At 35.8% G+C, this 14,459-nt stretch carries 14 protein-coding genes and 1 tRNA gene; 4 read left to right on the forward strand and 11 right to left on the reverse strand.

All coding sequences use genetic code 11. The features are described 5' to 3' along the window. The coding region (locus tag CIN_RS10470; protein ID WP_040364431.1) for a nucleoside triphosphate pyrophosphohydrolase family protein at positions 1-213 on the forward strand (213 nt) is incomplete at its 5' end. A gap of 52 nt (positions 214-265) precedes the next feature. After that, the gene (locus CIN_RS10475; protein ID WP_008855074.1) at positions 266-493 is read left to right on the forward strand and encodes a hypothetical protein; all 228 of its coding nucleotides are present in this window, start codon (positions 266-268) and stop codon (positions 491-493) included. Here the strand turns inward: CIN_RS10475 and CIN_RS10480 are convergent. The 8 genes from CIN_RS10480 to pstS form a co-directional block, all read right to left on the reverse strand. Then, positions 490-1,500: a site-specific integrase gene (locus CIN_RS10480; protein WP_008855075.1), complete on the reverse strand. Its 1,011-nt coding sequence runs from the start codon at positions 1,498-1,500 to the stop codon at positions 490-492. The genes CIN_RS10475 and CIN_RS10480 overlap by 4 nt on opposite strands. Positions 1,501-1,708: 208 nt before the next feature. After that, complete coding sequence (locus CIN_RS11605; RefSeq protein WP_050798431.1) at positions 1,709-2,962, reverse strand: sensor histidine kinase; 1,254 nt, start codon at positions 2,960-2,962, stop codon at positions 1,709-1,711. Then, positions 2,952-3,650 carry a response regulator gene (locus tag CIN_RS10490; RefSeq protein ID WP_008855077.1) on the reverse strand — a complete coding sequence of 233 codons (699 nt, stop codon included), beginning with the start codon at positions 3,648-3,650 and terminating at the stop codon, positions 2,952-2,954. Before CIN_RS10490 ends, CIN_RS11605 begins: the two co-directional genes overlap by 11 nt. Beyond that, positions 3,650-4,372 (reverse strand): phosphate signaling complex protein PhoU, encoded by a 723-nt coding sequence (phoU, locus tag CIN_RS10495; RefSeq protein ID WP_008855078.1) that lies wholly within the window; start codon positions 4,370-4,372, stop codon positions 3,650-3,652. The genes CIN_RS10490 and phoU overlap by 1 nt, the downstream gene beginning before the upstream one ends. 9 nt (positions 4,373-4,381) lie before the next feature. Further along, positions 4,382-5,146 (reverse strand): phosphate ABC transporter ATP-binding protein PstB, encoded by a 765-nt coding sequence (gene pstB / locus CIN_RS10500; RefSeq protein WP_008855079.1) that lies wholly within the window; start codon positions 5,144-5,146, stop codon positions 4,382-4,384. 2 nt (positions 5,147-5,148) lie between these two features. Continuing rightward, positions 5,149-5,949, reverse strand: coding sequence for a phosphate ABC transporter permease PstA (gene pstA / locus CIN_RS10505; protein WP_008855080.1), 801 nt, complete (start codon positions 5,947-5,949; stop codon positions 5,149-5,151). Positions 5,950-6,036: 87 nt separating this feature from the next. Further along, positions 6,037-6,987, reverse strand: a complete 951-nt coding sequence (gene pstC, locus CIN_RS10510; protein WP_139017010.1) for a phosphate ABC transporter permease subunit PstC — start codon at positions 6,985-6,987, stop codon at positions 6,037-6,039. Then, positions 6,987-8,048, reverse strand: coding sequence for a phosphate ABC transporter substrate-binding protein PstS (gene pstS, locus CIN_RS10515; RefSeq protein WP_245527842.1), 1,062 nt, complete (start codon positions 8,046-8,048; stop codon positions 6,987-6,989). The genes pstC and pstS overlap by 1 nt, the downstream gene beginning before the upstream one ends. Positions 8,049-8,258: 210 nt before the next feature. Here pstS and CIN_RS10520 point away from each other — a divergent pair, with 210 nt between their 5' ends. After that, complete coding sequence (locus CIN_RS10520; RefSeq protein WP_008855083.1) at positions 8,259-10,028, forward strand: OprO/OprP family phosphate-selective porin; 1,770 nt, start codon at positions 8,259-8,261, stop codon at positions 10,026-10,028. 201 nt (positions 10,029-10,229) lie between these two features. On the opposite strand, the gene CIN_RS10525 is transcribed toward CIN_RS10520, so the two are convergent. The 3 genes from CIN_RS10525 to prmC all read right to left on the reverse strand — a co-directional run bounded on the left by CIN_RS10525 (position 10,230) and on the right by prmC (position 12,044). Then, positions 10,230-10,304, reverse strand: a tRNA-Met gene (locus CIN_RS10525). An 84-nt stretch (positions 10,305-10,388) separates the two neighbouring features. Continuing rightward, positions 10,389-10,934, reverse strand: coding sequence for a DUF4167 domain-containing protein (locus tag CIN_RS12230; protein WP_008855084.1), 546 nt, complete (start codon positions 10,932-10,934; stop codon positions 10,389-10,391). Positions 10,935-11,192: 258 nt separating this feature from the next. Then, the gene (gene prmC / locus CIN_RS10535) at positions 11,193-12,044 is read right to left on the reverse strand and encodes a peptide chain release factor N(5)-glutamine methyltransferase (protein ID WP_008855085.1); all 852 of its coding nucleotides are present in this window, start codon (positions 12,042-12,044) and stop codon (positions 11,193-11,195) included. 109 nt (positions 12,045-12,153) lie between these two features. Between prmC and CIN_RS10540 the strand changes: the two genes are divergently transcribed. Continuing rightward, complete coding sequence (locus tag CIN_RS10540; RefSeq protein ID WP_008855086.1) at positions 12,154-14,415, forward strand: P-loop NTPase fold protein; 2,262 nt, start codon at positions 12,154-12,156, stop codon at positions 14,413-14,415. Positions 14,416-14,459: the final 44 nt, after the last annotated feature.

Consider the following 14,459-nt stretch of genomic DNA (forward strand, 5'->3'; position numbering starts at 1 on the left):
TTCGCAGATGCTCTTGCAGATCAAATTGTTACTGCTATTGGTCTTGCATACATGCACGGTATCGACATTGAGGGCGCATTAAACGAGGTAAACCGTTCTAACTGGTCAAAGTTTGTCGATGGTAAGCCTGTATTTGATGAAAATGGCAAGATTAAAAAAGGTGATGGATATACACCGCCTGATCTTAGTAAGTTTGCGGGAGATAAAAAATGACACAAAAAGTTACACGATATTTAAAAGCTAAGGACATTATGGAGGGTGATTGATGGAAACAACAAAAAAAGTTATTGGATATAAAGAGTTGGCTGAGATATTAGGATGTTCACCAAAATATTTGCCCGTACTAAGACGTGAACACCCAGAAAGAGTGCCTCCACATACCAGAACGTCAAAAACAAAATGGCATGTTGATACAGTCAATGAATGGCTTAAAGATGATAAAAACAATAAATCAAGTCGTGGTCGTCCTAAAAATAAATATAATATCTTCTAATCTAATTTCTTGGCAATTTTACTAACGTCTGGATTATAATAAGTTCTTCTTAACAAATTAATATCTTTATGTCCTGTTAGAGCAGACAACTCCAAAGGATTAGAAAGTTTTTCAGAAAATTGCGTAGTAGCCTCTCGTCTTGCATCATGGAATCTTATATTTTCTAATCCTACTGCGATCTTGGCTTTTCTAAATGTAGAACTTAACACATCTGGAGTAATTGCAACAACTCTGATGTTTTTATTTTGAGGAATTAATAATCTTAGCAAAGATTTAGCTTTAGTAGATAAAGGAACATTTCTTTCATCTCCATTCTTTGTCATATCAAGATGAATATAAGATTCCTCAAGATATAAATCCCCCCATGTAAAGGAACATATTTCTCCTCTACGCATCGCTGTTGCCAAGGCAAAACAAAAAGCAAAAGCTACCCATTGACTTGTCGTTGTAGGTGGCGTTTTCATATCCCAATTAAGTTGCTCAACAATCTTTAGCTTATTTTCCTCTGATATTCGTTGACTACGTGGCCTTGGATTTTTAGGTTGTTGAATCATTTTAACGGGATTGTATGGTAAATCAACCCCCCATTCTTTAATAGCCGTGTTTAAAATCCCCGATATTAAGATTAACTCTCGTTTGACAGTCAAAGGTTGAACTTCGGTTAATCTTTTATCTCGCCAATTAGCCATCACTTTATTTGTTAATTTCTCGATAGGGATTAAGAAAGTAGAATCTCGACACAGTTTCTCGATTCTAATCTTTTCTTTAATGAAACCTCTTTTTTTTGGTGAAACTGTATTTTTATACTTCTCGAATATATCAACAACACTTAATGCCTCATTCACAATAATTTCTTGATTAAGGTTTTCATCGTTTAAAATCATTGCTTCCATTTGATAGGCCCATATCTCTGCTTGAGCTTTAGTATCAAACGTTGCAGATAAACGTTTGCCTTTTCGACTAATCTGGACACGATAAGAGCCGTTTCTTTTAATAATAGTTGCCATGATATACCTCTTTAATACGATTCTTTTTTTTGATTATATCATGGTGTAATTTGGTGTAAAATATATTAAAAAAAGTAGTAAAATAGGGTGTTTTTATTAAAAAATATAGCGTATAAACCATTGAATTTAAATAATATTTAATAAAATCAATATGTTAGTAACGCTCTCTAACAGCACCATTTTCCCCTTATAATTTAAATAATTGATGTCATGTATAATGCATGGGAAACCATATTGAAAAACAGCTTCCTTCTCCAAGCTGACTTTCGATAAAAAGTGCCCCTTTATGACGTGTTACCAAATGCTTTACAATGGCAAGTCCCAATCCTGTTCCTCCATTTTTATCATCAGCACGATAAAAACGTTCCGTTAAACGAGGAATATGATTCTTTTCAATCCCAGGTCCATTATCTGTAATCGAAACAACCCATCCTAAGCCTGGCCATTTCAAACTATCCTCTGAAAAAGATAATCTACAAAGAATCTTCGCATCTTTATTATTTCCTAAAGGTGCATATCGAATAGCATTTTCTAGTAAATTATGAAAAATCTGGAAAAGCTGATCTCTATCTGCAAAAATCTCTACGTCTTGCGCCTCAACATCATCTTGATACTCTAAAATAATTCCAGCTTGCTTGATCTTTAAGTGTGCTTCTTGCGCAATTTGTTGAAGAATCTGCTTTAAATCGACTTGATCTGTTAAAAGTCGATATTCATCGCGTTCCACTCGAGATAAGCTTAACAATCCATTTGTTAAACGAATCATACGCCCAACTTGCTGTTGCATAATTTCTAGAAATTGCTTTTGTGTTTGTGGATCATCAACCCCTCCCCCTAATAAGGTTTGAATAAATCCATCTAAAGAAGTCAAAGGAGTACGCAACTCATGACTGGCATGCGCAATAAAATCACTACGCATTTGATTTAAAAGTTCAGATTGACTTTGATCAATCAATGTCACCACCAAAACATTGTGCAAAATATGCGTTGGCTCGTAAGTATTTAACATTAACTTAAAATGATATGGTTTAGGCAAATCCAAATGGATTTCTATTTCTGGAACTGGAGAAACCACATAGTCCTCTATCGTCTGAAAAAATACTGGATGTCTTAACAGATCTAAGATCACATCATTAAAATGATCTTGCATATAAATATTTTTTTCATAAGCAATAGAATTAGCAACTAAAGGAAAATTTTTCTTCAGTTGATTTCTAACCGAAATAGAAGCACTTGCATATTCATGCGCAACCAGTAAAATGGGGGTTTGAATATGATCGATTGCTTGTTTTAAAGCTGTAAACGCCACATCAAAACGATAAGCATCATTTGTAACGTCCTCTTGCTTTACTTCAATCGTTTTTTGTCGAAGCCCATGTAGCAACAGCCACATAAAAAAGAGAAATACTCCAGCAGCAATAACACTAATAAAGAATTCAACTATAGATGCATCACTGAACATCAAGCGCATATCCAGCAGAACGAATCGTTCGAATAATATCGCGCTCTCCGCCTGCGTTTAGCTCTTTTCTAAGCCGTAAAATATGAACATCAACCGTTCGAATTTCAACATTCATATTCTCCCCCCAAACTGCAATTAATAAGTCCTCACGAGAAAATACTTTTTTAGGACTACGCAAAAAATATTCCAACATTTTATATTCAGTCGGGCCAAGATTTAAAACGCGCTCTCCACGATAAACGCGATGCTCTGATGCTTTAAAAAGAATATCTTCAAATTGTAAATGATCTTCTTGAGTCTTTGTTTCCACTTTAGAGCGCCGAAGAACTGCTTTTAATCTCAGCAACAACGTATCGATACTGAATGGTTTGGTAATATAATCATCAACACCAACATCAAAGGCTGATACCTCGTCGTTTTCTTCTCCTCTTGCGGTCAACATAATCACCGCCAAAGAAGAAAACTCCTCTTGATTACGAATATAATGACAAATATCTAACCCTGTCCCACCGGGTAAATTCCAATCCAAAATCAGTGCAGAATATGAATTTTGTTGAATATACGATAAAGCCTCAGCATAGCTTCCAGCAACATCGACCTTATAACCTTTTTTAACGAGATTATACTGTAACAACAAAGCTATAGAAGCATCATCCTCAACAATCAGAATATTGGCTAAAATACTCATCACGCGTCCTTATCATCCTCTATCACATCTACGGGACCTACACGTTGATAAGGCAACGTATCCCCTGTAAAAACATAATAATAATTTTCTACGATATTCGTAATATGATCGCCTATTCTTTCTAAATTTTTTACCATAAATAATAAATGAGAACATACTAAAATATATTGAGGCTCTTTTGCCATTAAATCCGTCAATTCAGTAAATACAGACAAATATAAATCATCAATTAAATTATCTGCATTCCATAAATGCAGCATCATTTTTTGATCTTGTTGCGTAATTGCAATCACAACTTGACGTAAATTCTCTTGAACTTGTCTTCCCATTGTTAATAAACCTGACAAAGAAACACTCTCTGGAATAGTCTTGATTTGTACAATTCGACGACATGTTCCTGCTATCAAATCCCCAATACGCTCTAAATCAACACTCACTTTAAACGCAGAAACAATTTCTCGCAAATCAATCGCCATCGGCGAACGTAGTGCTAAAATTTGAATTGAAAACGCACTAATCATGCGTTCATATGCATCTACCTCAATATCTTGTAACGCAATCTCATACGCAGTATCGACTTTACGCTCTTTCAAAACAACCAATGTTTGTGCCAACTGATTTTCAACCATACCAAACATCCGCAAAATCATACTGCGTAACTGCTCTAATTCTTGTTCATAACGACTGATTGTATGTTCTGGAAGTTTCTCTTTCATCATCATTTCCTATTCTTACCCAAAACGTCCCGTAATATAATCATGCGTTTTTGCTTGTGATGGTTTGGTAAATAAAATTGCAGCATCATTCATCTCTACCAATTCCCCAGAATAAAAGAACGCAACTTTATCCGCACAACGTGCAGCCTGTTGTAAATTATGCGTCACAAGAACAATCGTATGATTCTCTTTTAAAATATCCAATAACTCTTCAATTTTTGCGGTTGAAACAGGATCTAACGCAGAGGTCGGCTCATCCAATAACAAAACTTCGGGTTCCACCGCTAAGGCTCTGGCAATACATAAACGTTGTTGCTGCCCCCCAGAAAGTCCCAAAGCAGAACGATGTAAACGATCTTTAACCTCATCCCACAAAGCCACTTGTCGCAATACTTTTTCTATCTTTTCTTGAATACGTGCAGAGGATGGGCGCTCATAAAGTTTAATCCCAAATGCAATATTTTCGTAAATAGACATACTAAAAGGGGTTGTTTTTTGAAACACCATCCCAACACGAGATCGAAGAATATTCAAATCAATATCTTTATCGAGAATATTAACACCATCAAACAACACTTCCCCTTTTGCTTGTTGATTAGGATATAAATCATACATCCTGTTTAACATTCTCAAGAGGGTGGATTTCCCACATCCAGAAGGACCAATCATTGCAGTAACTTTTTTCGCATGGATATCAAAGTTAATATCCCTAAGCGCATGGTAGGCACCATAATAAAAATCAACTTTTTTAATGGAAATGGCAACATCATTAGCCGTCATATTTATTGATCCTTTTTCCGACGTCTATCCACATATATTCGGGCAATTAAATTTAAACATAAAACAAAAATAGTAATAACCAACGCTGCCGTCCAAGCCAGTTGTATCCACGTATCATCGGCAGAATCAGCATATTGATAAATCGTTAACGGAAGGCTCGCCATCGGTTTAAAGATATTCCAACTCCAGTCAGAATTTCCAAGGGATGTAAATAATAAAGGTGCTGTTTCACCTGCTATTCTAGAGATTGCTAATAAAATCCCTGTAATCACCCCACCTCTTGCTGCGGGAAGACAAACCCATAAAATGACTTTCCATTTCGGAGCCCCCAACGCAAAGCCAGCCTCATGAATAGCACTAGGAACCATATTCAATGCTTCTTCGGTTGTTCTAGCAATCACGGGCAAGGCTAATACAGCTAGCGAACAAGATCCTGCAAATGCTGAATATCCAAACGTCATGACCAATAAAATATAAACAAACAACCCAATTAAAATAGAAGGCACAGACATCATCATATCGGCAATAAAGCGAATTACAGCACTTAATTTCTTATTACTACATTCTGCTAGAAAAATACCGCCCATAATCCCCAAAGGAATTGCAATCAATGTTGCTAATCCAACTTGAATTAAACTTCCTAAGATCGGATTTAATAATCCTCCTGGTAATCCTTGAGGTGCAGTCATATGCGTTAATGTAAACAATGATAATCCAGATAATCCATTGATAATCAGCGTTGCAAGAATAGAAATAAGGATGCAAAGCATGATTAAAATAGTAAAAAATGCAAACACTGTCATGCAATGGTTTTTAATAAACCGCCACCGCATTAAATGAGGAGAGCGCCCTTGTAATTTATTATGAAGATGTGCCATTTTTATAAAATCCTATCGTGATTTTAGCACTTGCTTTAACAAGAGCTGCGAACAAAACAACACAAAGAATGAAATCACCATCAATACTGCCCCTAGCGCCATCAACGAAGACATTTTTAAACTACCCGCAGCACTTTCTGAAAATTCCAACGCAATCAAAGAAGCAATCGTATTCGTTGGCATAAACAGCGACCAACTGACGTGATGCGCATTCCCAATCACAAAAGTAACAGCCATTGTTTCTCCAAGGGCTCTTCCCCATCCTAAAACAACGCCACCAACCACGCCTTTTTGCACCCAAGGGAGAATCACTTGATGCATCACTTCCCATTTCGTTGCGCCTAAACTATAAGCACTTTCTTTTAACATGGTCGGCGTATTGGCAAAGGCCTCTTGCATAATTGCCGTAATAAAAGGCGTAATCATAATTGCTAAAATAAGGCCTGCTGTTAATATCCCTACCCCAAATGTTCCTCCTGAGAACAACAGATCTAAATAAGGAACAGGCCCGAAAAGATGTTTTAAAAATGGTTGCACATAATGCGCCATTAATGGGACAAGAATAAAGAAACCCCACATCCCTAAAATAATTGATGGAATCGCTGCTAATAATTGGGTTGCTGCCGTAATATACCTAGCAATTCTCTGGGGTAATAATTCATTTAAACAATAAGCACATCCAAAAGACAAAGGCAGTGCCAAGATCACCCCAATAAAGGAACTCACAAGCGTTCCGATTAAAGCCGTCCCAGCACTAAATTCCTGATTACCTGGATTCCAAGTTGTAGAGGTAATAAAATGAAAACCAAAAGCTGAAAAAGCTTGCCTTCCTTGCCAACACAACTCGAAAATAAGCCCCAAGAAAATCAAGAGAATCAAAGCCCCACCACACCACATCAAGGATGAGAAAAGATAAGGAATAATTTTCTTTTCAGATTGATAAGCTGATTGTTTAAGACTCATTATTTTGTCTTTGCGTCTGTTGAGGAAACCCCTGCATATTCCCAAGTTTTTGCAATTTTTTCTTTCACCACAATCGGTAAAGGAACATAGTGCAGCTTGCTTGCAATCTCATCCCCATGAGAAAACCCCCACTGGAAGAATTTAGTGACTTCTTTGGAATCTTTATTAAATGCAGGAATTAATACATAAGTCGTTGAAACAATCGGCCAAGAATCATCGCCTTTCATATCAATCAAATCAATACTGTAATTTCTTGCATGAATCCAATCCGCAGCTTTTGCCGCGGCTTGAATGGTATCTTCATTAATAGAAACAAACTCACCCGCTAGATTTTTTAACTGTGCCGTATTTAAATGATTTTGAAGCGCATATGCATATTCAACATATCCAATGCCACCTTCCATATTTTTAACCATTGAAGCAACAGAACCATTGCCACGCCCGCCCATTCCTGTTGGCCAAGCAATAGACGTATTTGAACCAAAAGATTTCTTCCAACCTTCTGATTCTTTAGACAAATAAGACGTAAATACTTGAGTCGTTCCTGAACCATCAGCACGATAAATAGGTGCAATGTCAATGGCGGACAAAGCAAGATCTTTGTTCATTGCAACAATGCGCGGATCATTCCATTTTGTAATTTTTCCTGCATATATATCCGCAATAAGATCACCTGTTAATCTTAATTTATTTTCTTTAATTCCAGGAATGTTCACAACAACTGCAATACCACCAATCGCCGTCGGAAATTGTACCAAATTCGCTTGACTTAATTGCTCTACCGAAGTCGACATATCCAGCGCACCAAAATTAACTGTCTTGGCAATAATTTGATTCTGACCAGCACTAGACCCTAATGGCTGATAATTTACTTTAAGATTTATATCCTTTAACGCACTCGCTGCCCAATTTTGATAAAGTGGTGCTGCAAAACTAGACCCAACTCCTGTTACTGTCGCAGTATCTTGTGCATGAGCAGAAGGTAAAACAACTGCAAAAAAAGCAAAAGACAACCCAATAACAGAAACCATACGCAGATGTTTAGTGTGGAACAAAGACATAAATATTTCCTTAAAGTTCAATGAAAATCACGCTTACGAGAACTTTACAGAAAAAAAGAATAAATACGTGTGAAGATTTTGTGAAAAATAATGCCTCATTTTTAACGTTTGTCATATAAAATTCACAAAACTATTACCTGAATGCAACCTAAACTTTATTTAAATAGGTTAAAAGACCTGTAATCATTTTATGAATTAGGGTTTTCTTTTATGGCTATTTGTAACAAATTTCATTTAACACTTTTAATAACTACTATTATTGGCACAGAATTTATTCCTTTGCATTGGGCTTATGCAGATAGTAGCCAAGAAGCTACTTTAAAAGCAATGCAGCAACAAATGCTAGAAATGAATAAGCAAATCATGGCATTAAAAAAAGAAGTTACAACCCTACGCTCTCAACAAAAAGCATTAAAAACCGCTCAAGCTTCTAGCGCACACACTCATAAAAAGAATATCAGCGTTGCTCAGCAAACGCCTAAAGCAATTGCAGCGCCAACCACAACAACACAAACGGTTGCGTCAACGACAACGACGACTGCACCAACACCTATTGCTCAAAGTGGCTCTATGGTTGTTCCAACAGAACAAAAAGCACAAACAATTAATGTTGCCGATCAATCAGACGATGCTAAGAAAAACCAAACAACAGTTCTTGACCTACTGCATAATCGAGGCCTTCCTCCACCCGATCGTGGTGCATCTTTTTGGTCTCCGAATATGCCTCTTTTTTCTTCGGCAACACAACATGATGAAACCGTATATGTCGGAGGATTACGAATTGGCTTCCCAGGCGGTAGACCAACCATTGCGACTGATGATGGTCGTTATAGCTTCTCAATTGGCTTAGCATTACAAGAGGATATGGGTAGCTATATTAACTCTGGCACCAGAAAAGGCGAAACAAAAGGACGTTTCTCTCAATTCAGAGAGAACCTCCGCCGTGCACGTATTCCCTTCACATTTAGATATACTGATTACTCGGTTAATATTACCCCTGATTTTGGAAATAGTACATCGACCTTATATGAAGCCAACATGCAATATGGTGGTATTAAGAATACTATCCTCACCTTAGGATTCTTTGAACCTCGTATCACCTTAGAAGGCTCAGAAAGCTCTAACGAAGGCGTTTTGATGGAAAGACCTGCTGCTGTTGAGTTAGCACGTGGTATTGCTGCTGGCGATTCTAGGTTTAGTATTGGTGGGGTTACTTATGGAAAACGTTGGTATATTGGTTCTTACTTTACAGGCCATACCTATAGTTCAACAAAAGATAATCCGAATATTATAAAAGACCAAACAGGTGGTGTATTACGCATTGCTGGACGTCCTTATGTCAGCAAAGATATCGATTTCCACTTAGGTGCATCTGCATCCAGTGCCTTTAACGTTGCACAAACGAATAATGGAAAACAATATAGCTTCTCTGGTTCTCCTGGGTTTAGATTAACTCAGGAAACACTGATCCAAACAGGCGCTTTAAATAATGTAAGTAACGTTTGGGAAGCAGGACCAGAAGTTGGATTCCGTTGGAAAAGATTCCTCGCCAAAGCAGAATATATTGAATATGGCATTAACCGCTCTGATAATAACAGCAATCTAAACTTTAATGGATATTACACATCTCTGACCTATACTATTTTGGGAAAACCAAGAAGTTATGATATTCGTGCTGCTGCATTTCGTGCACCTGGCGTAGAGTATGATTTTGATCCAAAACAAAATCATTGGGGAGCATTAGAAATTAGTGGCCGTTGGAGCGTTCTTGACCTTAATAGTCATAAGAATTCTATTGATGGTGTTAACGGCGGACAACAAACAACGTGGACAGGTGGTTTAAACTGGTATCCAAGCCCGCATTTCCGAGTTTCATTAAATTATGATCATATTATGGCGACTTCTACGCCTAACAATCCATTAAATACACGAGGAAGAAATATGGATGCCGTTGCAGCTAGATTCCAAGCCGCATTCTAAAATTTACTAAAGGTTCTGTTCATACACCGTCATAAAACAAAGCAACTCGTACTAAAACTAAATGTATGGACAGAGACAAAAATGTAAATCACTAAACCAAAAAAATCAACCCCTTATGCATTAAAAAGCATAAAAAGAGACCATATGAAAATTTAAATATGTGGAATAATGTTAATGGCCATATAATTAACTTGAATTATATGGTAGCGACGGGCGGATTTGAACCACCGACCAAGGGATTATGATTCCCCTGCTCTACCACTGAGCTACGCCGCCTTAATAAATCTTAAAGACGAGGTCTAATTACCCTTATTCCATACAGGAAGTCAAGCTTTTTTCTCTCATCTTTAAAAAATATTTTTAATTGCTTTCTTCTTGCAATTTCTTTTTCGCAGCAACAGAACGTGCAGGTCTGCCTCTACGTGCTGGACGAACCGGAGCTGGTTCAGAATTTTCTTCTTCATAAACAGGGGCAACTCTATCAACAGGTTGCTCAACTGGTTCTGATAAAATCTCAATAGCTTCAACAACAGGTTCTGTCTGAGGTTGCTCTTCTTGTGCAACAGCAGGTGTAGTTTCAGAAGAATTTTCTGAATATCCATTAGATTGTTGAGGACGATTATTATTACGCTGTTGTGCGGACTGGTTCATCATATTTAAAATACGAGAATAATGTTCCGCATATTGAAAAAAGCTTTCTGCGGCAACACGATCCCCAGAGCTTAATGCATCACGACCATGTTGAAGGTATTTTTCGTGCAATTGTTGCGCTGTTCCACGGATACGTGTATCAGGCCCGTTACTGTCGAAAACATGATTTCGATTTAATGAGGTCTGTCCATTTTGATGACGAGAACCTCCATTACCAGACCGATGGTAACGGCTTCGCATACGTTTTGTATTCATAAGTTGCGCTGTGCTTTCCTATTCGCAATAGCTTTACATTCAGGAACTAAGTTCTGAAAAGTCACTATTTAAATGTCATAATAAAAATATGAATCTTCCAGTATATTAATTAGTTTCTATCATCACTCTTTAGCGTAAAACTAATTAATTCACTTAACTCTATCTGGTAATATACGATTACTATTTTACCTTTAAACAATTTATCTAATAAATCGTTAAACAATTTATCTAATAAATCGCCACATCTTTTTATAGCTTCTATCTAGATAAAACAAGAGCTCTAATACAATCATTTAGATCATGTTGTTTTTCCACAACATATAATCCTTTGGATAAAGCGTATTTAGCGATTTCTTGATCTTGCTTTATTCCTAGCTCCAATATTATTATACCTTTATCTGATAATAAATCAACTGCTTGATCACAAATATATCGATAAGCATCTAAGCCATCTTCCCCACCATCCAGGGCAGACATCGGCTCATAACTTTGCACTTCTGGCATTAATTCTAAAAGCTCATGCTTGCGAATATAAGGAGGATTAGAAAGAATTACATCAAACTGCCCCTGTATCGCATCTGCCCAATGACCAGCCATAAAAACGGTTCTATCTTGCAACTGGCAGCGCTGTGCATTGTTAGAAGCCAAAGCCGCGGCCTGAGGAACAACATCTATCCCTACTCCAAAAGCATTTGGATATTCTGACAACGCTGCTAATAACAAACAACCCGTCCCTGTACCTAAATCCAAAAATCGATAAGGCGCTTTTCTATCGGGGAACAATTTTAATAAAACTTCGATTAATGCTTCGCTATCTGCCCGAGGAATTAATGTTGCTGGAGAAACTTCCAAATCAAGGCTCCAAAACCCTTGCTCTTTCACAATATAAGCAAAAGGTTCTCGTTTTGCACGTCTTGCAAAATATTGACGAATTAACACAGGGTCAATCAACGTGTTTTTATCCATCATAAAGATCTCTGTCATACTCTTTTGTAAAGCCGCAGCAATTAAGAGTTGAGCCTCTCTTCGCACATCTTCGATTTCCGCAATTTTTAAGAGCTCCGCTCCCTCTTCTATTAAGTGTCCTAATGAGATTGGTGCATTTTGCATTGCGATAAACTTTGATATCTGGAATAAAACTGATTGAAAAACAAACAAATTATTACGGAGTTATGATAAACTACCCCTGTAATTGGCAGAACATAACATAGATTTAATCATGACAGAAACCTCAAATCCAAATCCAGATAAGAATCAGCATATTACTGAGTATTTAGAATATTATATCAATCAAGAAGAACCAGCGGATTCTGCTATTTTATTAACAGGATCATGGGGCTGTGGCAAAACTTATTATATTGATCAGTTTATTGATAAAATAAAATCAAAAGATGGGCAGCAAAAATATATCTTTAAAATTAGTCTGTTTGGTTTAAAAACCACTGCTGATCTTGATGATCAAATTGGCCAAGAAATTTGCTATTCTTTAGAGGTTGGATTAGGACACGGAGCACGAGTAATAGGAAAGGCCTTAACTGCGGCAGGAACAGTTTGGAATCTGCTAGATACGCCAATTAAAATTAAACAAGACAAATTACAAAAATCTTCTGAAAACCTATCAAAAAAACTAGAGAAATTCTTATTTGATAAAAATAAAAACAACATTACTTTTGTCTTTGATGATCTAGAACGCACAGATATTCCCCTTAAAGAGCTACTGGGACATATCAATGCTTTTGTTGAACGTGATCATCTTAAAGTCATCTTAATCGCCAATGAAGATGAGCTTACTAAGGAATTCATACAACAAGAGCAAACGGAAGAAAAGGAAATCTCAGAAGCAAAAGCTTATATCAGTGAAGATGATCTTAAAAATCGTGAAACCTATAAGAAATTCAAAGAAAAAGTTATTGGGAAAACGTTTGAAGTTCAAAGTGATTTAAATAAAGTTCTATTCTATTTCATAGACCAGCATCCATATAATGACCTAATATCACCATACCATAATATTATAGAATTTATATACACGAAACATCACATACAAAACTTACGACAATTAAAACAATCTTTAGATGATTTCCGATATTTACTTGATCATTTAGACGAGAACCATAGACAAAGCTCTAATTTTCTAAAGGATTTAATTTCTAATTTTTTTGATTTAAAACTCGCTATCCTTAAACACCATTCATTGCCTGATGATTTTAATCAACAAACTAATTTAATATATCCAACAGAAGTATGGAAGCGTATTTTACTCAAAAATGATTATTCTGAAGTCAAAGAAATAACCAATCAACTATCATATTTCATCCCAGAAGATGAACAACCATTATGGATGAAGTTATATGACTTCCAAACTCTTGATGACCACATTTTTGATACTTTATCAAAACAACTTCTTCATAACTTTAATACTCTAAAAGAAGAAGATTACTATGAATATTTCCATACTATTGGCTTAATCATACGCTGGTCAGAACTAAAATTAATTTCAGAAACAACAGAAGAAATTGAACAAACAGCTCAACGCTATTTGGAAAAATATTCGCCTCAATGGCTGGAGAAATATTGTCTTAAATGGATCAACATAAGGTTTGATTCATCAATAGACTTCAATGACAATAATAAAACAAACCATGGATACATATCGTCTAGCAACCCTACATTTATAAAAATTTGGAATTTATTCCACCAAAAGCAAAAAGAAATAATTGATAAAATAAAACAAATAGAGCTAGGTGTGGATATTTCAATTTACATGAAGCAAGATGATATCACATCCCTACAAACATTCTTATGGCATGAGAATAACAATCAACCTGTTTTTAGCCGTATTAATCCAACAGATTTTTTAGAAGCAATATATAAGCTTACGAATAAACAACTATATAATTTCAATTACGTTATATATCATCGTTATTTAGACACAAGATATCCAATTGCAGATTATATGACCTTAGAACTTCACTTTTGGAACCAAATAGGCATAAAACTAGCTGATTATTTAAAACAAAACCAAAAATTTGGGGTAATTAAGCAATTTCAACTTAATAGATTACTTAAATACACCTCAGACATCATCCAAAATATCAATAATCATAAATATATGTTTATTACTAATTTGTTAAAATCAGAAGAATTAAACAAATTAGAACAGTATTTATGTGATGATAATCAATATGGCCAACTAACAATCTTCGATAAACAAGGAGATATTGCTAATTTTAAACGTAATCTTCCTTTTTACACAGAAGAAGAGCTTGTTTATTTAAATAAAACCCTAATTAAACGCTATAATAATTTAAAAAACATAAACATAATCAAGGAGGAATTAGCTTTTTGGCAAAATTTCATACAGGATTTACAAAAAAATAAGAACGAAATCGATGAAGATGAAGATGAAGAATCTTACACAGCAGTCACTTCAATAGTTAAAAACATTATCAAAAAGTTAAAAGAGAAAATTGATCAACAATAATAAGATAAACAAATCTTATACCTCATACTAAACATAGCAACTTA

Origin of the sequence: Commensalibacter intestini A911 (genome assembly GCF_000231445.1) — a bacterium.
GTDB lineage: Bacteria > Pseudomonadota > Alphaproteobacteria > Acetobacterales > Acetobacteraceae > Commensalibacter > Commensalibacter intestini.